Source organism: Myroides odoratimimus (assembly GCF_001485415.1).
Taxonomy (GTDB): Bacteria; Bacteroidota; Bacteroidia; order Flavobacteriales; family Flavobacteriaceae; genus Flavobacterium; species Flavobacterium odoratimimum.
The window spans coordinates 43,030-64,755 of the sequence record NZ_BCMQ01000006.1 but is presented as its reverse complement, the minus strand read 5'-3'; the positions used below and the strand labels follow the sequence as shown (position 1 = coordinate 64,755).

Here is a 21,726-nt window from a genome sequence, read left to right as displayed (position 1 = left end):
ATAAGCTTTAAAAGATGAAAAATAAAGTTGTAAGTGCAATGGTTGCTATCGTTATAGTGCTTTTAATTTTAATTATATCACTATGGTATATGAGTGCACCATCAGAATCCTATATTCAAGGACAGGTAGATGCTACACAGATTAATGTGGCTTCTAAGATACCTGGACGTGTAGAAGATATTTTAGTAAAGGAGGGACAACAAGTTAAAGCTGGGGAGTTATTATTAAAAATAAGCACTCCTGAGATAGATGCTAAACTACTACAGGCGGAATCAGCTAAACAGGCTGCACAAGCTATGGATGCTAAAGCTAATAAAGGAGCAAGAGGTGAAGAAGTCTCTGCGACTTATAATATGTGGCAACAAGCAAAAGCAGGAGCAGAATTAGCAGAGAAGACTTATAATCGTGTAGAGAATTTATATAAAGAGAAAGTAGTACCAGCTCAAAAAAGAGATGAGGCATATACACAGTTTAAGGCTTCACAAGAAGTAGAGAAAGCGGCATATGCTAAGTATCAAATGGTACAAAAAGGAGCTCGTGTAGAGGATAAAGCTGCAGCATTAGCTATGGTAGGACAAGCACAAGGTGCTGTAAATGAAGTGTTGTCTCTGAAAGGAGAAGGTGATGTAAAAGCTCCACAACAAGGAGAAGTATTGACTATCATGCCTAATAAAGGGGAAATAGTGAATTCTGGTTATCCTGTGGTCAATCTAGTAGATTTGTCAGATGTATGGGTATATTTCAATATCAAAGAAAATCTAATGCCTAAGTTTAAGATGGCAAGTAAGTTTATGGCTAAGTTTCCTGCTTTAGGGGATGAGATGGTAGAGCTAGAAGTACAGTATATCGCTGCTCAAGGAGACTATGCTACATGGACGGCTACGAAAACAAAAGGTGATTTTGATATGAAGACATTCTTAATTAAAGCTTACCCAACTAAGAAGGTAGAAGGTCTTAGACCAGGTATGAGTGCTTTAGTATTAGAAAGTAGTTTGAAATAAAGGGTGTAATGACTAAAACAGGTTTTTTATCTATATTTATTAGTGAATGTAAAAGGATGTTTACATCACCGCGGTTGCTTGTCTTGATGATAGGTGTGCCTATGATGCTATTCTATTTTTATTCATCACTGCTGAGTCAGGGGATTTCACGAGATCTCCCTGTTACGTTACTAGATTTAGATAAAAGTAAATTGTCTCGTCAGTTAGGACGTATGATTGATGCTACAGCTAGTATGGACATTGCTTATGAAGTAAGTGATGAGCTAGAAGGTCAACAGACAATTAGAAGAGGAGATTCTTTTGCTCTAATTATCATACCAAAGAATTTTCAGAAAAATGCTCAGAAAGGTGTTTATACTAATGTAGTGTGTTACTACAATGGGCAGTATTTATTACCAGCAGGATTAATACAAAGAGATTTCCAGATGGTAGCAGGTAATCTAGCTGCAGGGGCAAAGATCATGAGTTTACAACAGAGTGGACTGATGGCAGAACAGGCTGTGGCTACTGTAGTGCCTACAGGTACTAATAGCCATGTGCTGTATAATCCTTATACAAGTTATGGGTATTATCTGACACTTGCTTTTATGCCAATGTCATTTCAGATTATTATTATGGTCATCTCTATCTATGTTTTTGGATCTGTGTTGAGATATAATAAAGGGAAACAATTATTAGAACAGAGTAATGATAAAGTATTCGTAGCTGTGATAAGTAGAATATTACCTTATACGTTACTGTTCTGTTTAATGGGGTTCATGATGAATAGTTTACTTTATTACCGAATCGGAGTTCCTTTTAAAGGAAATTTCTTCGTTATAAATTTATTCTTTTGTTCTTTCGTAGTGGTATGTCAGAGTATGGCTTTCTTTATGGCTTCTATTATGTCTAGCCTTAGAACAGCACTGACTATAGGAGGGTCTTATGCAGCTCTAGCCTTTTCTTTTGCTGGATATACGTTTCCTCCAGAAGGGATGAGTGCATTCATAAGAGGGTTTAATTATATTTTTCCATTCCACTCTTATATGCGTTTTACAGTTGATTATGCTATTAAAGGATTTCAATATAATAATACACAACAGAATTACATCATAACGCTAGCTATATTTGTATGCGTAGGATTGTTGTGTATTCCGTTGTACTATAAAAAATTGAAGAAAGGAGGATACGATGTTTAAAGGTCTAATAGCTAACTTCGCTTTAATTACAGAAGCGTGTAAACGAGAGTTTAAACTAATCTTTTCGGATTCGGCTGTAGTGATGTCCTATATGCTATCTTTTATGTTAGTAGGATTCTTCTATTCTTATGTCTACTCACATGAGAACTTTGATGACTTACCTGTAGCAATTGTAGATCACGATCAGGCTAAGTTAGGGCAGCAGGTTAGTAGAATGATAGATGCTACACATCAGTTAAAGGTAGTATATCATACAAGTGATTTTGATGCAGCTAAGGAAGTATATGATAAAGGTGAAATTAGAGGTATTATAATGATACCAAAAGATTTTACTCGTGATATGCAAAAGGGAGAAGTCCCTTCTATCTCAGTATATGCAGATGCGTCTTATATGCTCTATTATAAGCAAACTATAGGAGCTGTGATGGTCTCTATGGGAACGTTCAATGCGCAAGTAGAAGTGAACAAGGCAATGGCTAAAAGCACACCAATGGATCAGGCTATTGCTACTAGACGTCCATTTAATGTCACAGCTGTACCTCTTTATAATATTAATGTTGGATATGCTACATTCGTTATCCCAGTAGTGTTTATTATTGCATTACAGACATTACAGTTAACAGGTATGGGGATTATGGGGGGGACACTTCGTCAGAATGGGATGTTTGCTCAGGTCTTTTCTTATGCTGAAAAAAGACGTTTTAGCAATGTCTTTTTAACTTTAGGAAGAGCCTTGACTTATTTGATTATATCAATGATATTACTTTTAGTAGGGGTGCTTATTATCATGCATGTTTATAATTTGCCCCAACGAGGAAATATATTTGAGATTATGATCTTTTTGATTCCTGTTATCTTGTCTATTACCTTTATGGGAATGACTTTAGTAAACTTCTTTAAGAGAAGAGAAGAGGCAATTATGAGTGTTACAGTATTCTCTATTCCAGCTCTAATGCTTAGTGGTACTTCATGGCCTACAATAGCCTTTCCTGCTTGGATAAAAGGTGTTTCTGTATTGGTACCAAGTACGTTAGGAGTAAAAGGATTTATATCTCTTACACAGTTCGGAGCATCACTGACAGAAATTAGCGATGTCTTTATTAAAATGTGGGGTATTTGTATTTTTTATTTTATCTTTGCGGTCTGGACCAACAGAAGGTTAAGACAAACGAAAACAACTAATTCAATATAGCTTTAGAGCTAATAAAATTAAAAAAGCAGAAGTATTTACTTCTGCTTTTTTTGTTCAGATATAAAGGGAAAATTTAATTCTTAATAGATAGTTTGTATATGCCTGATTCATTTTTGTCATTATCAGGATCTTCACATAGTAAGAACTCTAAGTTTTTTCCTTCTTGACTATATAAGGTTAATCCTTCGAATTTATGTGTGTTACTTATGGTTAGTGTCTTTTCTACTTTTAGTTTTTTGGTATCTATACGGCCTAGTATAGTTCCTTTTATTTCTCCATCAGCATAGGTTGATTGACCATCTTCTGCAGCAGCTAAGAAGTATATCTTGTCTTCTACTTTAATAGCGTCTGTAAAGCTAGTCTGTACTTTATTAAGTTTTGGTAATTTCATAGGAGTATAAGTGATTTGAAAATCATTTAGAATGTTGTTACCCTTTACAACGAATACTCCATTAGCACCTTTAGGTCCATTTCCTCGATTAAAAAAATACCATAGATCATTGTCAAAAATTACCCCTTCTATATTAAAGTCAGCATCACTTAGATTAGCAAAACTCTTCATAGAATCATATAGTATGTCTAGTTCGTTTTCTGAAAGGACTTCGTGTGTCAGTCCGTTTACTTCTACTAAGTTTATTCTATTCGGTTTAGAGCCAGAACCAAAAATATAGTAGTTTAACCCATCTGTAGTGATTGCTTCATAATCAGGTTTAATAGCTTTCTCTATATTCTCTTGACTTAGATTGTCACTTGATAAAGACGTTTTATAAAGATGATTATTCTGTAAACTATAGTGATAGAAGTAAGTAGAATTGTCAGAAATGATATGGAGTTGGTTGTCATCATACACTAAGCCAGATGCAGCTCCAATGCCTAATATCTGGAAAAGTAGTTCTAGTGCAATTTGTTTCATAGAATAAATGTTATGTAAAAGCGGAGTAAATTAAAATAAAATAGTAATTTAAGCTTAAAAATTTCTGAGAATGAATATAGAAGAAAAATATAGAATAGACAATAAAGTTGAGCTAGAAAAATTATCAACTGTACCAGATTTAAATCTATCTATGACCAAGGCATTTCGAAAAGTGGAAAAACTGAGTCGTAACTTAGGTAAATTTCAGGATGTGATGTATGCTCATAATCGTTATAGTGTACTTATCTGTATACAAGGAATGGATACAGCTGGGAAGGACAGTTTAATTAGAGAAGTTTTTAAGGCTTTTAACGCTAGAGGGGTAGTGGTGCAAAGTTTTAAGAAACCTACGTCTTATGAACTAGAGCATGATTATATCTGGAGGCATTATGTGACCTTGCCTGAGAGAGGAAAGTTTACTGTGTTTAATCGTAGTCATTATGAGAATGTATTGATTTCTAGAGTTCACCCACAAGTAGTTTTAAATGAAAGAATACCTGGTATTAATAAAGCAGAAGATATAACAGATGAGTTTTGGGACAAACGTTACGAAGAGATTAATAACTTTGAGAAACATATCAGTAATAATGGAGTAATAGTCTTGAAGTTCTTTTTGCACCTAAGTAAGAAGGAGCAGAAGAAAAGAATATTGCGTCGATTAGAAAAAGAGAAACACAATTGGAAGTTTGAACCTAGTGATATTAAAGAAAGAGAGTACTGGGATAACTATCAAAAGTATTATGAAGAGGCTATTAATAGGACTTCTACAGCAGAATGTCCATGGTATGTATTACCTGCTGATGATAAGGCTTATTGTCGTTATGTGTTTGCTAAAATACTAGAAGAAGTATTTAGTAAATATGACGATATCAAATTGCCTAAACTAGACCCTGAGATTCAAAAGGATCTGGATATGTATATTGAGAAATTAAAGAATGAAGAGTAAGATAATGATAAAGCCAATTCAATTATTGAATTGGCTTTATTGTTCAGTTATGTTTCTATTTCTATTTCTTTTTGCTTTTCTTTTTTAAAGAAAATCCGTAGGCTACACGGACAGCAAGTTGATCAGTGTTATAATCATTGTAATTTTCATAACGAAGACTTACATCTACATAGCGATTAGCAAAACCAATAGAGGGTGACCAAATAAAGGTATTTCCCATTCCTGAGTGCGTACCAATACCTACTCCTAATTCTCCCATAGCATAGATGTTTTTGTTTAAAAACTGTTTAAATCCTGCTTTTATTGGAACTAATCCTAAATCTCCTTCATCTCCATTAAATAAATGAGTATAACCTGAAGTTAAAGTAAACGAGGTTTTTTGACTAACGTCATATTGGATTCTTGCATCTACACCAAGTGCGGCATCATATTTAGAATCTAAAGGCATACCTCCGTTTAGACCAAAACCTACTCTAAATCCCTGAGGGTAATAAGGCTTGTCTTTCTTTTGAGCTGCAGCTGGCATTGCAACTAAAATAGCACTTAGTGCTAACACTGTAAGTGAAATTTTTTTAGTGAGTTTAATCATGAGGATTGTGTCTTTATTTTGTTGTTTGAGAAAAATATACTGCAATAAACTTGCCGTTTGAGAATATGTTTTTGTTTATTCGTGTAATTAAGAGAGTGAGTTTCCGTATACAGTAGTTATATTTGCACAAAATTTTTGTCAATGAATTTATCAGTATACTATAAAGAATTTGGGTATAATATACGTTTAGCTTATCCTATTATATTAGCAATGCTTGGTCATACAATTGTGGGGGTGATTGATAATATTATGGTGGGGAAAATCGGAGCTACAGAATTAGCAGCAGCTTCTTTAGCAAATAGTTTTGTTTTTATAGCAGTGGCTTTAGGTGTCGGATTTTCAACAGCTTTGACTCCATTAGTAGCTCATAGTGATGCAGAAAAAGATGTAGAAGGTGGAAGAAGTATTTTTATTAATGGGCTGGCATTATGTACTATTTTAGGAGTAGTGTTATTTAGTATTATCTTTTTTGCAAAGCCTCTATTAATGCACATGGGGCAGCCAGAGGAGGTAACGATCCTTGCTAAACCATTCTTAGATATTGTAGCTTTATCTTTGATTCCATTAGTAATGTATCAATCTTATAAGCAGTTTGCAGATGGTAAATCACAGACAAAAAATTCTATGTATGCAACGATAATTGCAAACTTAACTAATATAGTATTTAACTATTTGTTGATATATGGTGTGTGGATTTTCCCCGAATTGGGTATGCTAGGGGCAGCTTATGGTACACTTATTTCGCGTATTGTGATGATTATTTATATGCATTTCGCTTTGAAGAGACAAGAGATGTTTAAGCCTTTCTTATCACATATTAAGTTTCATGAAATCAAAAAGGAGATGTTACTGAAAATTACAAAAATTGGAGTTCCTTCAGGAATGATGAGTTTCTTTGAAGTAGCACTTTTTGTTGGAGCAGTATGGTTATCTGGAATGATAGGTACAGAGGCACAGGCCGCTAATCAGATCGCATTGAGTATGTCTTCGATGACTTTTATGTTTGCAAGTGGGCTAAGCGTAGCTGCGATGATTAGAGTAGGGAATCAAAGAGGATTAAAGGATTATGTGAAGTTAAGAGTAGTAGCGAGGTCTATTATCTTAATGGCAGTTATTATTTATACAGGCTTTGCAATTCTTTTTGTTTTATTCCATCAGTATATTCCAATGTTGTTTTTAGATAATAATGACATCGAAAATGCGGTAATGAATCAAGAAGTGATTAAATTAGCAGGCACGTTATTACTTGTAGCGGCAGTATTCCAAATATCAGATTGTATACAAGTAGTAACATTAGGAGCACTTAGAGGACTTCAAGATGTAAATATGCCTATGGGAATTACTTTTGTATCTTATTGGATTATTGGTTTTCCTATATCTATTTACCTTGGATTGTATACTAGTGTAGGAGCAGCTGGGATATGGATAGGTTTATTAGCAGGATTAACTACTGCTGCAATATGTCTATACTGGCGTTTTCATAAATTGTCAAACAGATTAATAAATAATAATTAGAATTAATATGGAGTTACCAAAATTCGTACTAGCTGATAATACTGAGTATCCAGAGGATATTTTTATTATACATTTAGAATTCCCTAGATTTATCATCAACTTAAATACTGATGAGGTAGAGTTCTTAGAAACAATAGAAGAGTCTGAAGAAGCTGAGATAGAAGCTGAGATGGAAGGATTGATCGTAAAAGCTGGTGAGTTTTACGAAAGAGAGATGGAGCGTTACGTAGATGACGAGGAACTAGACGAAGAAGATTAATATAGAACAAGCTAAATAGTTCAATACTATTTAGCTTGTGAGTTAAAATATAGATCTAAGATTTTATGAGCAGCTGCGAAAGGTGATAATTCACTGTTTTGCACTGCTTTTTTGTTTTCAGTAAGCATTGCTTTTATTTCTGGGTGATTGTAGAAGTTCATTAATATGTTTTCGTTTATAGTCTCCATCATCCAATATTGGTTTTGTTCTTGACGTCTGTTGTCGAAATAACCATTTTCTTTGGTCAATGTGGTGTATTGAGTGATGATGTCCCAAATTTCTTTTATTCCTGTGTTTTCAATAGCACTACAGGTACTTACTTTTGGTGTCCATCCAGAAGGCTTCTTAGGGAAAAGATGTAAGGCTCTATTGTAATCAAGTTTAGCCATATGAGCTCTTTTTATATTTTCACCATCTGCTTTATTGATAATAACAGCATCCGCCATTTCCATAATCCCTCTTTTGATTCCCTGAAGTTCATCACCAGCACCAGCTAGATTAAGTAATAAGAAGAAGTCTACCATACTCTGTACCGCAGTTTCGCTTTGTCCAACCCCCACTGTCTCTACTAGTATAGTGTCAAAACCGCAAGCTTCGCATAAGATTATACTTTCTCTTGTTTTTCTAGCTACACCACCCAAGCTGTCTCCAGAAGCTGATGGGCGTATAAAAGCATTCTCTTCTCGGACTAGTTCTTCCATACGTGTCTTATCTCCTAAGATACTTCCCTTAGTGATACTGCTACTAGGATCAATAGCTAATACAGCTACTTTTTTACCCATTTTAGTCAGTAAGAGACCGAAGGCTTCTATGAATGTACTTTTCCCAACTCCAGGTACACCTGTTATACCAATGCGGACAGATTTATTAGCATAAGGAAGACATCCTTGTACTATTTCGTCTGCTTGTGCGTGATGCAGTGGATTTAAACTCTCAATAAGTGTGATACCTTGACTTAAGGCTACTTTATCATTGTTAATGATTCTCTGAATAATTTCAACAGTAGATATCTTCTGTCTGCGTCTAGCTTGAAACTTAGCTATAGCATCTTGATCCGTAGTATTAGGTTGTTCAATACCTTCGTTTTCAGTTAACGCTGATTTATTATAATTATGCTGTGACATTTTTAAGAATCTATTGGGTTGGTGTAATGATAAAAGGTAAAAGTACTAAAAATAGGCATATTTCGAAATTTATTTGAACGGTTAGGACAGTATATGTACAACCTATTATATTTGGGCTTAACGAAAAATGACGTAATGAATACTAAACTTTTTGCACCCAAAACATTAGTAAACAAAATCAATGAACAAACAGTAAATCAAAAAACAGTCTTTCCAATTCTATTAGCAATAAGCTTTGGACACTTATGTAATGATTTTCTACAAGCTATAGTACCAGCGGTCTATCCTCTATTAAAGACTAACTATAACTTAACATTTGCACAAATCGGAATGATCACTTTTTGTTATCAAGTTTCTTCCTCTTTACTTCAACCTTTAGTAGGAACTTATACAGACAAACATCCAAAACCTTATTCACAAATGATTGGTATGATTTGTTCTATGCTTGGAGTGATTTTACTTAGTTACGCCCCTTCTTATGCAATGGTACTATGTGCTGTTATATTAATAGGAATAGGATCTTCTATATTCCATCCAGAGTCATCTAGGGTATCTTATGTAGCTTCAGGAGGGAAACGTAGTTTAGCACAATCTATTTTCCAGATTGGAGGTAACACAGGAACAGCTTTAGCACCATTATTAGTAGCTTGGGTTGTATTACCAAAAGGACAACAACATTTACTATGGTTCTTAGTTGTTGGTTTTATTGCTCAATTTGTATATGCTTTTATTGGTGGATGGTATAAAGATGTATTAAAGAGTCAAGTTGGTAAGAAGAAGAAAGTTATTCGTATTCCTGAACTTTCTAAGTTAAGAGTATGGACATCTATTGTAGTTTTATTATTACTTATCTTTTCTAAGTATTTCTATGTAGCTAGTATTTCTAGTTATTTTCAGTTTTATACAATGGATAAGTTTGGTATAAGTGAAGTACAAGCTCAGGTTTATCTTTTTTACTTCTTGTTAGCTGTGGCAGCAGGAACTTTAATAGGCGGTTTCTTTGGAGATAAGGTAGGACGTAAATATATTATTTGGTTCTCAGTATTAGGAGTAGCTCCGTTCACGATGTTACTACCTTATGCTTCTTTAGAGTGGACAGGTATATTAATTGTGATTATCGGTTTAATCCTATCCTCAGCATTCCCATCTATATTAGTGTATGCACAAGAGCTATTACCACGTAAAATAGGGATGGTATCAGGTTTGTTTTATGGCTTTGCTTTTGGTATGGGAGGTTTAGGATCTGCTGTTTTAGGATGGTGGGCTGATCGTACTTCTATTGAGAATATCTATATGATTTGTGCCTATTTACCTTTAATAGGGATTATAGCAGCTTTGTTACCAAATATGAAAAAAGTCAAATTTAGAGAAGAGGAGTAGTATCTATTAATTTAAAGTTTATCTTTAAGAGAATCAACCTTTAAACTAGATAGTATGAGAGTAGCGTATATTACACTATCAATAAGTATATTATTTATTTCTTGTGGAACAAAAGATAAATTGACTTCAGATAAAGACAAGTATAAAAAAGAGTATGAGCAAGCTCTAGTTAGTTATAATAAAAATAATGAGCCTCAGATTTATAATAACTCTAATGCTCCTGTATTAGAAGCTGAAAAACCTCTTACCTTAAAGTAAGGTTATATAAAAAAAGCGAGTAAACACAAATGTTTACTCGCTTTTTTTTAGTTATACTTATTTATTATAATATCTTTCCTGATAAGAACATTGCTGCTATAGAGAAGTAGATTATTAATCCAGAAACGTCTACTAGTGTAGCAACAAACGGAGCTGATGCAGTAGCAGGGTCCATTCCAAACTTTCTTAGTATAAATGGTATTAACGAACCTGATAAGGTACCCCATAACACAATGAATAGTAAAGAGACTGATACACTTAGTCCGATAGCAATCCAATGCTCTCCGTAGTCATAGATACCTGCTTCTTGCCAAATAAAGATTCTCACGAAACCTATAATTCCTAAGATACCTCCTAGCATAACTCCTGAGGCAACCTCTTTTCGCATTACATACCACCAATCACTTAACTTTAGCTCTCCTAATGCCATAGCGCGTATAATAAGAGAAGCTGCTTGTGAACCTGAGTTACCTCCACTAGATATGATTAAAGGAACGAATAGTGCTAATACAACTGCCTTTTCTATCTCATCTTCAAAATGTCCCATGGCTGAAGCAGTTAACATTTCTCCTAAAAATAAGATGATTAACCAACCAGCTCTTTTTCGTACTAATTCAAATAGTGGTGTATGTGTATAAGATAAATCTAACTCTTCCATACCCCCGAACTTTTGGATATCTTCAGTATCTCTATCTTTAATAGCATCTAAGATATCATCGAAGGTTACTATACCCACAAGCACTCCGCTTTCAGTAATAATAGGTAGTGCAGAACGATCATATTTCTCGAATATATCAAAAGCATCTTCTGTTTTTGTAGTACTTGTAATAGAAGCAAATGTATTGTCTATTAAGTCTGCTATTAGTGTATTTTCGTCTGCTAGAACTAATTCACCTAGTTTTAAGTCATCAATTAATCTATTGTGATCATCTACTACATAGATATAGTTTAATGTTTCGGCTTTTTTACCATACACCTTGATATGATCTAAAACTTGTCTAACTGTTTTGTTAGCCTTTGTTTGTATGTATAAAGGAGTCATTAAACGAGCAATACTATCTTCTTTATATCCTATTAAGTTAAGTGCAATTTGCTTTTCTTTATCATTTAATAAGTTGATAGAGTATTTAATTAATTCATCTGGGAAATCTTCTAATAACTCTGTACGGTCATCGGGTTCTAAGTTATTAAGTACATCTGCATAATCTTCTCTAGTCATGCTACGCACTATTTCCTCTTGAATATTAATATCTAAAAAGGAGAATACTTCAACTTTTAAGTCAGGTGAAAGCTTTAGAAACGCAAGGTTTCTATCGGTTCTTTTCATCTCTGTAATTGCTTCAGCAATATCTGCTGGGTGCATGTCTTTAAAAGTCATAGATCGAAGCTTATTAAGTAGTTAGTATAATATATTCTTAAAAACTATGCAAAGGTAATCTATACAAAGTGTACTTTAAAATTTCTAATGATTTTTTAATAAAATAAACTTCTCTTAATATTTTATCTATTTAAATTAAAGGTTATCAATAGCATTGTCTAAAATTTGTGAATCTAAGCTTTTCTTAGCCTTGGCGCCCATGTCTTTTAATTTTTGCACAGAAGTTATTAAGTTTCCTTTTCCTTCGCTTAATTTATTGAAGGCATTGTCATATTCATTTCTTGATTCATCTATCTTCTTTCCTACTTTTTGTAAGTCTGTAACTAGTCCAACAAATTTATCATATAGCAAGCCTGCTTGTCTAGCTATTTCATAAGCGTTTTCTTGTTGCTTGCGCTGGCTCCACATTGTTTCTATTGTGCGTAATGTTGCTAATAGAGTAGAAGGGGTTACTATGACGATGTTTTTTTCAAAAGCTTTAGTGTATAGTGTATTATCTGCGTTAATTGCTATAGAGAAGGCTGTCTCTATAGGGATAAATAGCAATACAAAATCAGGACTTGTACCTCTGTATAGTTCGTGGTAATTCTTTTCAGACAATCCTTCTATATGTCTTTTTAAAGAAATTAAGTGCTCTTGTAGATAGCGTTTTTGTTCTTCGATATCTACAGTATTGATATACTGTTCATAAGCAACTAAGGATACTTTAGAGTCAACTACCATATGTCTATTGTCAGGTAAGTAGATTACAACATCGGGTTGTAGTCTATTACCTTCTTCAGAAGTGTAGCTTTGTTGAGTTTCATATTCTCTACCTTTTTCTAAACCAGATTTTTCAAGTACACTTTCTAGAATCATCTCTCCCCAGTTTCCTTGCATTTTATTATCTCCTTTTAAAGCCTTTGTTAGATTAAGAGTTTCTTGACTCATCTTTTGGTTTAGCTGTTGTAACCCAAATATCTGTTGACGCAATGCAGCATGATGGTCAATGCTTTCTTTATGTGTTTGTTCTACTTTTTGTTCGAAGTGAAGTATTTTCTCCTGTAGAGGTGATAATAGCGTTTCTAAGCTAGCTTTATTCTGTTTAGTGAACTTATCACTTTTCTCTTCTAATATTCGATTAGCGAGGTTCTCAAATTCTTTTGTGAACTTCTCTTGAAGATTAGTAGTCTCTTGTTGTTGTGATTCTAATCGTTCTTGTAAATTAATGTATTCTGTATCGCGAATAGATATACGTGCTATTAGTTCCTGATTATCTAATCGGATAATTTCTAAGTTTTCTTCTATTGTTTTCTTTTCACTTTTGAGCTGATCTATCAGTTTATCTTTAAAGTCGCTGTCTGCTTGTAGTCTAATAAGATCTCCAGATGAGGTAGTTTCTTTTTTACCTGATTTACCAATGAAAAAAGCAACGATAATTAGAATAGCTAATAAGCCAATTAATATTTCTTGTGACATGATTTTTGACAATGAAGTTAGATAGTCAAAAGTAGTAAATAATGTCTGTATAACAGAGTGTAGTATTGCTATGGATTTTAGCAAAACTATATTATGGATATAAATGTTTGTAATTTAGGTTTTTGTATTCTTAAATGTTATATCTTTAATATTAGACTATAATTTTAAAGATATTTATTATGAGAAACTTTTTATGTGTATGGTTATTACTTATGGCCTCAAGTTTATTTGCTAATTCTTTTGTCTCTATTCCTGTTAATGATACACTTATACAGAGTGATATTAAGCAAGAAGCAAAGAATAAAAAGAAAAGAGATTTAAAAGAAAAACTAACTCAGATGGATGGATATATTGCTTGTAATTTTACACAAGTGGATGAAACACAATCTATCGCAGATGGGAATGTTTTTATGAGCCCTGAAGCTATGACAAGCCTTAAGAAGTTTGTGATGAAAGATCGAAATGTATTACTTAGCTCTATTTTTATAATTTCAGCTTATGACTCTATAGAATTTGGAGAGTATGAGGTATGTGCAGGCGGTATTTATTATAAATATTATAATAGTAGAGTAGATAAAAGAGAAGGATACTCTAGAAATAAATAAAAAAAGCCCACTTGATAAAAGTGGGCTTTTTTAGTATTATCTACTTAAGTACATTTTTCTACGAGAATAGATTTCATAGAATTGATCGTCTCTTAAGTTTTCGATAAACAAGATACTTTCTCCTGTAGATTTCATTTCAGGTCCTAATGCTTTATTTACATTTTTGAACTTGTTGAAAGAGAATACTGGAGTTTTGATTGCGTATCCGTTTAATTGTGGATTAAAGTCAAAATCAGTTACCTTGTTGTGTCCTAGCATTACCTTAGTAGCGTAGTTTACATAAGGTTCTCCATACGCTTTAGCGATGAATGGAACTGTTCTAGATGCTCTAGGGTTAGCTTCGATGATATATACAATATCATCTTTGATAGCGAACTGAATGTTGATTAAACCAACTGTTTTTAAAGCTACAGCAATTTTTCTTGTGTGGTCTTTAATTTGGTTTAACACATATTCACCTAAGTTAAATGGAGGTAACATAGCGTGGCTATCACCAGAGTGAACTCCACATGGTTCTATATGCTCCATAATACCGATGATGTGTACATTCTCACCGTCACAGATAGCATCTGCTTCAGCCTCAATAGCTCCTGCTAGATAGTGGTCAAGTAATAATGAGTTACCAGGAATAGAGTTCAGTAATTCGATTACGTGCTCCTCTAATTCTTTTTTGTTGATAACGATCTTCATTCCTTGTCCTCCTAATACATAAGAAGGTCTTACTAATAGAGGGAAGTCTAATTGATCTGCTAATTTATTAGCTTGTTCAGCTGTTTTAGCAACACCGAATTGAGGGAATGGGATGTCTAATTGCTCTAATAATTCAGAAAAACGCCCTCTGTCTTCTGCTAAGTCTAATGCGTCAAAGCTAGTTCCTAAGATCTTAATACCATTCTTCTCTAGTTTTTCAGCTAGTTTCAGCGCTGTTTGACCACCTAACTGTACGATTACTCCTTCTGGTTTTTCGTGTTGGATGATGTCATAAATATGTTCCCAGAATACTGGTTCGAAGTATAATTTGTTCGCTGTATCAAAGTCAGTAGATACTGTCTCTGGATTACAGTTAATCATAATCGTTTCATAACCACACTCTTCAGCAGCTAATACTCCATGTACACAAGAGTAATCGAATTCAATACCTTGACCGATACGGTTAGGTCCTGAACCTAGTACCACTACCTTTTTCTTATCTGTTACGATACTTTCGTTAGAGACATAACGTGTACCGTCAGGTCTTTCGATTTCAGCCTCGAACGTAGAGTAGTAGTAAGGAGTCTTAGCAGGGAATTCTGCAGCACAAGTATCTACTAATTTAAACACACGTTGAATGTTCATTGTATCACGTAAGTCGTGTACTTTACTCTCAAGTGTATTTAGCATATGAGCGATTTGTCTATCGGCAAAACCTTTTTGTTTTGCTTCTAGTAATAAATCTTTAGGTAGAGTTTCAAGTGTATATTTAGAAATCTCTTTTTCTAACATATATAGTTCTTCGTATTGTTTTAAGAACCACATGTCGATTTTAGTGATTTCGTGTATTCTACTTAATGGAATACCGTGTTGGATTGCATCATAGATTACGAAAACTCTATCCCAACTTGCGTGAGTAAGTTTATCGATAATTTGATCATAGTTAGTGTATCCTTTACCGTCAGCTCCTAGACCATTACGTTTAATCTCTAATGATTGAGTTGCTTTGTGTAAAGCTTCTTGGAATGAACGTCCGATACCCATAACCTCACCTACAGATTTCATTTGAAGACCTAATGTTCTATCAGCGCCTTCAAATTTGTCAAAGTTCCAACGAGGTATTTTAACGATTACATAGTCTAAAGTCGGCTCGAATAAAGCAGATGTAGATTTAGTAATTTGGTTTTGTAATTCATCAAGTGTATATCCTAATGCAAGTTTAGTTGCAATCTTAGCGATAGGGTAACCAGTCGCTTTAGAAGCTAATGCAGAAGAACGAGATACACGAGGGTTGATCTCAATAGCTACGATATCTTCTTTTTCGTCTGGTGATACAGCGAACTGTACGTTACATCCTCCAGCGAAGTTACCGATACTACGCATCATCTTGATCGATAGATCACGCATTCTCTGGAATGTTCTATCTGATAATGTCATAGCAGGAGCTACTGTGATACTATCTCCTGTGTGGATACCCATAGGGTCCATATTCTCGATAGTACAGATGATTACTACGTTATCATTTTTGTCGCGTAATAATTCTAATTCGTATTCTTTCCATCCCAATAAAGCTTTGTCAATTAAAACTTCGTGGATAGGAGAAGCTTCTAATCCATAAGTTAATAAATCGTCGAAGTCTTCTTCTTTGTGAACGAAAGCTGCTCCAGTACCTCCTAAGGTAAATGAAGGACGAATAACTAATGGGAAACCAAATTTTTGAGCGATCTCTTTTCCTTCTAAGAATGAGGTAGCTGTACTTGCAGGAGCTGCAGGAACATCTATTTTTTCTAGAAGTTGTTTGAACTGCTCACGATCTTCAGTGATGTTAATAGCGTTGATATCAACACCGATTAGGCGAACTCCGAAGTCTGCCCATATACCTTTCTCATCGCATTCTAAACATAAGTTTAGTGCTGTCTGACCACCCATAGTAGGTAATACAGCATCAATCTCAGGATGAGCTACAAGAATCTCAATAATAGATCTTGCTGTCAGTGGTTTTAAGTAAATATGATCTGCCATAGATGGGTCAGTCATAATTGTCGCAGGATTAGAGTTAATCAAAATAACTTTAATTCCTTCTTCTCTTAAAGATCTTGCTGATTGTGAACCTGAGTAATCGAATTCACAAGCCTGTCCGATAATGATTGGTCCAGAACCAATGATTAATACAGTTTTGATAGAATTGTCTTTGGGCATTTTAATTGTGTTGTTATGTTAAATACTTCGTTGTGAGTGAAGTAAGTTTAGTGTTGTTGTGTGTGATAGATGGTATGTTTTACGACAAAGTATAAAAAAAGGCGTTACGAATAATAGTAACACCTTTATTTATGTTTGAATCAAACATTATTTTTTATGTCTTGTTTCACAAGAAACAGTCAATTTATGTCTTCCTTTAGCTCTTCTAGCAGCTAATACTTTTCTACCGTTAGGAGTAGACATTCTATCCATGAAACCATGTTTGTTTCTTCTTTTTCTATTCGATGGTTGAAACGTTCTTTTGCTCATTGCTTTTATCTTTAAATCTTAATTTTACTAATCTAACTGGTTTATTTGAATTAGCTGTTGCTTAAAAACCGAGTGCAAATATATAAAAGTCTTTTTACTCTTACAAAACGTTTTTGAAAAATATTTTCATTCTTTTCATGATTAGATTTTTTAAGTGATTGTTTTCTACTTTAACAACTTCAAATCTATCCAATCTAATATTTCTTTATCTTTTGTAGTATCGAATTTTCTTGCATAAAGAAAATTGTCTGAAGCTGTTTTTAAAAACTCCTTATCTTCGATTGTAAAAGTAACTGGTAGAGGAACATTCGTTCTATCCCAATCTATATATGTTAGTAAAGATTCGACTTTAATATCGATATCATCTTTCATAACTTGTACTAATAGAGTTTGAAAAAAATATTCATCAGAACAAAACGATACTTTAAAGAAATTATAAAATTCATCATAATTAGAATTGTATAAATCTACTATTTTTTGCAATGTATCATATCTCAATGACCACCATTGAGAGCCTTTGTAAAACGTTATAGATGGATTGAGTTTTTTTTCTGTAAAAAAATACTTTAAGTATTTAAATTTAAAGCACCTTTTAAGTAGTGATTTGTATATACCTGTAAAGTTATGTTTTTTAAAAATTACATAATCACCTCTTTTATCACTTCTGTTAACTTTGTAACCTTTGAAGTTTAAGTAAGGGCGGTAATGTTTTTCTTTAGCTACAAAAAATTCAATGAAATCTTTTGATATATTCTCAGAGTAAAATTTTGTAATCTCTTTTGCGTTTTTTAGGGGGTAATCTTGTCCACTAATTAAGACTATTCTATCTTCTGGTTGTACAGGAAATAGTTTTAAATTTTGTATTAGATTAAGTGTTGCTTGAACTTGTGAAAAATCTCCCCAAATACAGTTAACTCTGTTCTCTATGAAATGTATGTTTTTTTTATAACTAATTTCTTTAAATATATCGATAGAAGTTTTAGAATCAATGTGAATTAGAAAAAAAACTTGATCATCTGTCAATTGACTTATCATACGTTTTAACTGTGATGGATTTGTATGAGCTTGTACTAAATAATATATTTTCATATTGAAACAATAAAAAATTATAACTTCATATTGAAGTAAATGAAATCAATATGAAGCTGTTATTGAAGAGAGTTAACTTATCTTTCGTTTTTGATTAGAAATAATAATGAAGACAAAAGATTTTACTTAATTATACTTTTTTAAACTAAAACAAATATAGTATAGTTTTGAAATAAAATATCTTTTATGATAATATAATAATTATATTTTATCTGATGCGAATTATAAATATACAGGAGATAATCTGTTTTGTAATACTAAGTCTTATAGATTCGGTCTAAATGACTATAGTTATATGGTTGACTCTGTGGGGGATAGTGGCGATTGAGAATGATAAAACATATTATTATACTTGGGTAGGAAGTGATAAGCGAAAGCCGAAAGTACAACCAGAAATGGGAGAACATGGACAGTATATGCTGAATAAGATGAAAGCTTTTACCACTATGCAGACGGTAAAGATATACGAAGATATACAAGCTCATCAAATGAGCAGAACAAAATAATAAAGAGCTCCATTAAGGAGCTCTTTTCTGTTTATATAATCGTTGATTTGTGATACGGGATATTATCTTGATATCGATATCCTGTTCTGTATCGAATATGGTTACAGATATAGTCACCGATATCAGATGTAATAAATTTAGAAGTCTTGTCTAAGTCAGTAGTTAATACTCCTGCATTGATACAGTGTAGTACTGCATCCTCTATAGCTTCAGCAGCTTCGTGTTCGCCTAAATGTTCTAGCATCATAGCTCCACTTAATATGGAAGCAATAGGATTAGCGATTCCTAGTCCTTTTGCCTGTGGATAAGAACCGTGAATAGGCTCGAATAAAGCGCTTTCTTCTCCGATAGATGCAGAAGGCAATAATCCAATAGAGCCACCGATAACACTAGCTTCATCAGAAATAATGTCTCCAAACATATTTTCTGTTAGAATAACGTCAAACTGTTTTGGGTTTAAGATTAATTGCATAGCCGCGTTATCTACAAACATAAAGTCTAGTTCAACTTCTGGGAACTCCATAGCAATAGTCTTCACTACTTTTCTCCACAGCCTAGAAGTTTCTAATACGTTTGCTTTATCTATAAGTGTCACTTTATTATTACGTTGTTTCGCTGTTTTAAAAGCTAGACGAGCGATGCTTTCTATTTCTTCTTGATGATATGAACAGATATCTACTGCTGACTTGCCGTCAGCAGAAGTACTTTTGTCTCCGAAGTAGATACCGCTAATTAATTCTCTATAAATTACCATATCAGTTCCCTGAATGATGCTTTCTTTTAAAGGGCTTTTATTGATCAGCTTATGATACGCTTTTACAGGGCGTACATTAGCATAAAGGCCTAATTCTTTTCTAAGAGCAAGTAACCCTTGCTCAGGGCGTATCTTCGCAGACGGATCATTATCGTATTTAGGATCCCCAATCGCGCCAAAAAGCACAGCATCCGAAGCCTTGCATTTAGCTAATGTTTCCTGTGGCAAAGGATTGTTTGTTTCGTCTATAGCAATAGCTCCGATTAATGCTTCGTGATATTGTAATTGGAACACATAGGTCTGTGCCGCTGCGTTTAATACTTTTATTGTCTCGTGGATTACCTCAGGGCCTATACCGTCTCCCGATAATACCGCTATATTGTATTTGTTCATCATGTCTAGTACGATTTAGTTTGTTCAAAGGATTTTATTGCATCCTTTTTAGCAATTAAGAAGTCTATGTCGTCATATCCATTTAGCAAACAGATCTTTTTATACGGATCTAGTTCATAGTGCTCTTTTTGATTATTGACTGTAATAGACTGTTGTTCCACATCCACATCTATCTCTACATTAGGGTTATTTTGTACTTCATTAAATAAGTAAGAGAGATACTCCTTACTTACCATAATAGGAAGTACACCATTGTTTAAAGCATTCGTTTTAAAGATATCTGCAAAGTAACTACTCACAATCACTTTAAAACCATAATCAGATAAAGCCCATGCTGCGTGTTCTCTACTACTTCCACACCCAAAATTATTACCAGCGATTAATATTTCACCAGCGTATTTAGGGTTGTTTAGAGAGAAGTCTTTTTTCTCACTACCATCATTGTTATATCTCCAGTCTCTAAATAGATTATCACCGAAGCCTTCTCTGTTTATACTTTTTAAGAAACGAGCAGGTATGATCTGATCTGTATCTATATTCTCTATAGCTAATGGAGTAGCGGTAGATGTTATCTTAGTTAAGGCTTGCATATTCATTCATTTTAGAGTAAGTAATCTTTCCTTCTACAGCTACGATAGCTGCTGTTAATGGGCTTGCTAATAAGGTACGAGCTCCTTGTCCTTGTCTTCCTTCGAAGTTTCTATTTGAAGTAGAAACACAGAATTCGCCTGATGGTATCTTGTCTTCATTCATCGCTAGACAAGCAGAACAGCCTGGTTGTCTAATTATAAAACCAGCTTCTTGGAACACTGTGTCTAGTCCTTCCTCTTTTATCTGAGCGACTACTTTTTGTGAACCAGGTACTATTAGAGCATTGATGTCTTTAGAGATTTGCTTTCCTTTAATATAAGAAGCAGCTACCCTAAAGTCTTCTATTCTCGCATTCGTACAACTACCTATAAAAACGTGTTTAATCGGTATCGTATCAATAGCCTGACCAGGTAATAATCCCATATAATTAAGAGCTTTCTCTTCTGATTCATTTTTATTGAATGGAATGAACGTATCTATGTCTATTCCCATACTTGGGTTAGTACCATAAGTAATCATCGGCTTGATATCCTCAGCATTGAAGTGATATTCACAGTCAAATTTCGCATCCTTATCTGTTGGTAACGTTGACCAATACGCTACTTTTTGATTCCACTCTTCTCCTTGAGGAGCAAAGGTTTTATTTTTTACATAGTCAAAAGTAGTTTTGTCAGGAGCTATCATTCCTCCACGAGCTCCCATCTCTATACTCATATTGCAGACCGTCATTCTCCCTTCCATACTCATCTCTTCAAATACGTTACCAGCATATTCACAGAAGTATCCCGTACCCGCATCTGTTCCTACCTGAGAGATGATATATAAGATCACATCTTTTGGTTGTACATGAGCATTAAGCTTACCACTTACAGTGATACGCATAGTCTTTGGTTTATTCATTAAGATACATTGACTAGCGAATACTTGCGCTACTTGGCTCGTCCCGATACCAAATGCTATAGTTCCGAATGCGCCATGAGTAGAAGTATGACTGTCTCCACAGACCATACTCATACCTGGCTGAGTAATACCAAGTTCGGGTGCGATAATATGCACTATTCCTTGGTATGGGTGTCCTAAATCATAGTAAGTAATGTTGTTTTCCTTACAGTTAATTGCTAATTGTTCTACTTGCTGTTTTGATAAAGGATCTTTTATTGGTAATTCTTGATTTAGAGTAGGTACATTGTGATCCACTGTAGCGATGATTTGTTGAGGTCTAAAGACAGGAATCTCTCTCTTCTTTAGTTCATCAAAGGCTTGTGGACTTGTTACCTCATGAATTAGATGTTTGTCAATATATAATATATCCGGACCGTTCTCAATACTTTCTACGACATGGGCATCCCATACCTTGTCAAATAATGTTTTTGGTGTTTTACTCATTTTCTTTGTTTGT

General features: G+C 33.9%; 21 protein-coding genes. 10 read left to right on the top strand and 11 right to left on the bottom strand.

From position 1 onward, the window contains the following. The first annotated feature begins 14 nt into the window (after positions 1-14). The 3 genes from MODO_RS07605 to MODO_RS07595 are packed head-to-tail and all read left to right on the top strand — an operon-like array spanning position 15 to position 3,371. The gene (locus MODO_RS07605; protein ID WP_006266487.1) at positions 15-1,001 is read left to right on the top strand and encodes an HlyD family secretion protein; all 987 of its coding nucleotides are present in this window, start codon (positions 15-17) and stop codon (positions 999-1,001) included. A 56-nt stretch (positions 1,002-1,057) separates the two neighbouring features. Next, positions 1,058-2,179 (top strand): ABC transporter permease, encoded by a 1,122-nt coding sequence (locus tag MODO_RS07600; RefSeq protein WP_232297427.1) that lies wholly within the window; start codon positions 1,058-1,060, stop codon positions 2,177-2,179. Beyond that, positions 2,172-3,371, top strand: a complete 1,200-nt coding sequence (locus MODO_RS07595) for an ABC transporter permease (protein ID WP_006256985.1) — start codon at positions 2,172-2,174, stop codon at positions 3,369-3,371. Before MODO_RS07600 ends, MODO_RS07595 begins: the two co-directional genes overlap by 8 nt. A 73-nt stretch (positions 3,372-3,444) precedes the next feature. Here MODO_RS07595 and MODO_RS07590 read toward each other — a convergent pair whose 3' ends face one another. Continuing rightward, complete coding sequence (locus MODO_RS07590) at positions 3,445-4,284, bottom strand: DUF6929 family protein (RefSeq protein ID WP_006256984.1); 840 nt, start codon at positions 4,282-4,284, stop codon at positions 3,445-3,447. 70 nt (positions 4,285-4,354) lie between these two features. Here MODO_RS07590 and MODO_RS07585 point away from each other — a divergent pair, with 70 nt between their 5' ends. Continuing rightward, a complete protein-coding gene (locus MODO_RS07585; RefSeq protein WP_039328961.1) occupies positions 4,355-5,230 on the top strand; it encodes a PPK2 family polyphosphate kinase in 876 nt (291 codons plus the stop codon). A 61-nt stretch (positions 5,231-5,291) separates the two neighbouring features. Here the strand turns inward: MODO_RS07585 and MODO_RS07580 are convergent, their stop codons facing one another. After that, a complete protein-coding gene (locus MODO_RS07580) occupies positions 5,292-5,819 on the bottom strand; it encodes a hypothetical protein (protein ID WP_006256982.1) in 528 nt (175 codons plus the stop codon). A 141-nt stretch (positions 5,820-5,960) separates the two neighbouring features. Here MODO_RS07580 and MODO_RS07575 point away from each other — a divergent pair, with 141 nt between their 5' ends. After that, positions 5,961-7,334 (top strand): MATE family efflux transporter, encoded by a 1,374-nt coding sequence (locus tag MODO_RS07575; RefSeq protein WP_006266491.1) that lies wholly within the window; start codon positions 5,961-5,963, stop codon positions 7,332-7,334. A 7-nt stretch (positions 7,335-7,341) separates the two neighbouring features. Next, on the top strand, positions 7,342-7,593 hold the full coding sequence (locus tag MODO_RS07570; RefSeq protein ID WP_006256980.1) for a DUF8828 family protein: 252 nt from the start codon (positions 7,342-7,344) through the stop codon (positions 7,591-7,593). A 26-nt stretch (positions 7,594-7,619) separates the two neighbouring features. Here MODO_RS07570 and meaB read toward each other — a convergent pair whose 3' ends face one another. After that, positions 7,620-8,717, bottom strand: coding sequence for a methylmalonyl Co-A mutase-associated GTPase MeaB (gene meaB, locus MODO_RS07565; RefSeq protein ID WP_006256979.1), 1,098 nt, complete (start codon positions 8,715-8,717; stop codon positions 7,620-7,622). Positions 8,718-8,852: 135 nt separating this feature from the next. Between meaB and MODO_RS07560 the strand changes: the two genes are divergently transcribed. Together MODO_RS07560 and MODO_RS07555 are read left to right on the top strand one after the other, a co-directional pair. After that, positions 8,853-10,097: an MFS transporter gene (locus MODO_RS07560; protein WP_006260731.1), complete on the top strand. Its 1,245-nt coding sequence runs from the start codon at positions 8,853-8,855 to the stop codon at positions 10,095-10,097. 54 nt (positions 10,098-10,151) lie between these two features. Next, positions 10,152-10,355, top strand: a complete 204-nt coding sequence (locus MODO_RS07555) for a hypothetical protein (protein ID WP_006256977.1) — start codon at positions 10,152-10,154, stop codon at positions 10,353-10,355. Positions 10,356-10,419: 64 nt separating this feature from the next. On the opposite strand, the gene mgtE is transcribed toward MODO_RS07555, so the two are convergent. Together mgtE and MODO_RS07545 are read right to left on the bottom strand one after the other, a co-directional pair. Beyond that, positions 10,420-11,733 carry a magnesium transporter gene (mgtE, locus tag MODO_RS07550; protein ID WP_006256976.1) on the bottom strand — a complete coding sequence of 438 codons (1,314 nt, stop codon included), beginning with the start codon at positions 11,731-11,733 and terminating at the stop codon, positions 10,420-10,422. Positions 11,734-11,868: 135 nt separating this feature from the next. After that, the gene (locus MODO_RS07545; RefSeq protein ID WP_006256975.1) at positions 11,869-13,191 is read right to left on the bottom strand and encodes a DNA recombination protein RmuC; all 1,323 of its coding nucleotides are present in this window, start codon (positions 13,189-13,191) and stop codon (positions 11,869-11,871) included. A gap of 179 nt (positions 13,192-13,370) precedes the next feature. Here MODO_RS07545 and MODO_RS07540 point away from each other — a divergent pair, with 179 nt between their 5' ends. After that, positions 13,371-13,796 (top strand): hypothetical protein, encoded by a 426-nt coding sequence (locus MODO_RS07540; protein ID WP_006256974.1) that lies wholly within the window; start codon positions 13,371-13,373, stop codon positions 13,794-13,796. A 36-nt stretch (positions 13,797-13,832) separates the two neighbouring features. Here MODO_RS07540 and carB read toward each other — a convergent pair whose 3' ends face one another. The 3 genes from carB to MODO_RS07525 all read right to left on the bottom strand — a co-directional run bounded on the left by carB (position 13,833) and on the right by MODO_RS07525 (position 18,083). After that, the gene (gene carB / locus MODO_RS07535) at positions 13,833-16,685 is read right to left on the bottom strand and encodes a carbamoyl-phosphate synthase large subunit (RefSeq protein ID WP_006256973.1); all 2,853 of its coding nucleotides are present in this window, start codon (positions 16,683-16,685) and stop codon (positions 13,833-13,835) included. Between the two features lie 147 nt (positions 16,686-16,832). Next, on the bottom strand, positions 16,833-16,994 hold the full coding sequence (gene rpmH / locus MODO_RS07530) for a 50S ribosomal protein L34 (RefSeq protein ID WP_006256972.1): 162 nt from the start codon (positions 16,992-16,994) through the stop codon (positions 16,833-16,835). 165 nt (positions 16,995-17,159) lie between these two features. Then, the gene (locus MODO_RS07525) at positions 17,160-18,083 is read right to left on the bottom strand and encodes a beta-1,6-N-acetylglucosaminyltransferase (protein ID WP_006256971.1); all 924 of its coding nucleotides are present in this window, start codon (positions 18,081-18,083) and stop codon (positions 17,160-17,162) included. A gap of 281 nt (positions 18,084-18,364) precedes the next feature. Between MODO_RS07525 and MODO_RS07520 the strand changes: the two genes are divergently transcribed. Further along, the gene (locus MODO_RS07520) at positions 18,365-18,589 is read left to right on the top strand and encodes a hypothetical protein (RefSeq protein WP_006256970.1); all 225 of its coding nucleotides are present in this window, start codon (positions 18,365-18,367) and stop codon (positions 18,587-18,589) included. Between the two features lie 31 nt (positions 18,590-18,620). On the opposite strand, the gene leuB is transcribed toward MODO_RS07520, so the two are convergent. From leuB to leuC, 3 genes are read right to left on the bottom strand one after another with little or no spacing between them, the layout of a single operon-like run. Then, positions 18,621-19,739, bottom strand: coding sequence for a 3-isopropylmalate dehydrogenase (gene leuB, locus MODO_RS07515; protein ID WP_006256969.1), 1,119 nt, complete (start codon positions 19,737-19,739; stop codon positions 18,621-18,623). A gap of 2 nt (positions 19,740-19,741) precedes the next feature. After that, on the bottom strand, positions 19,742-20,326 hold the full coding sequence (gene leuD / locus MODO_RS07510) for a 3-isopropylmalate dehydratase small subunit (RefSeq protein WP_006256968.1): 585 nt from the start codon (positions 20,324-20,326) through the stop codon (positions 19,742-19,744). Next, positions 20,310-21,713 (bottom strand): 3-isopropylmalate dehydratase large subunit, encoded by a 1,404-nt coding sequence (leuC, locus tag MODO_RS07505; RefSeq protein WP_006256967.1) that lies wholly within the window; start codon positions 21,711-21,713, stop codon positions 20,310-20,312. Before leuC ends, leuD begins: the two co-directional genes overlap by 17 nt. Positions 21,714-21,726 lie beyond the last annotated feature (13 nt).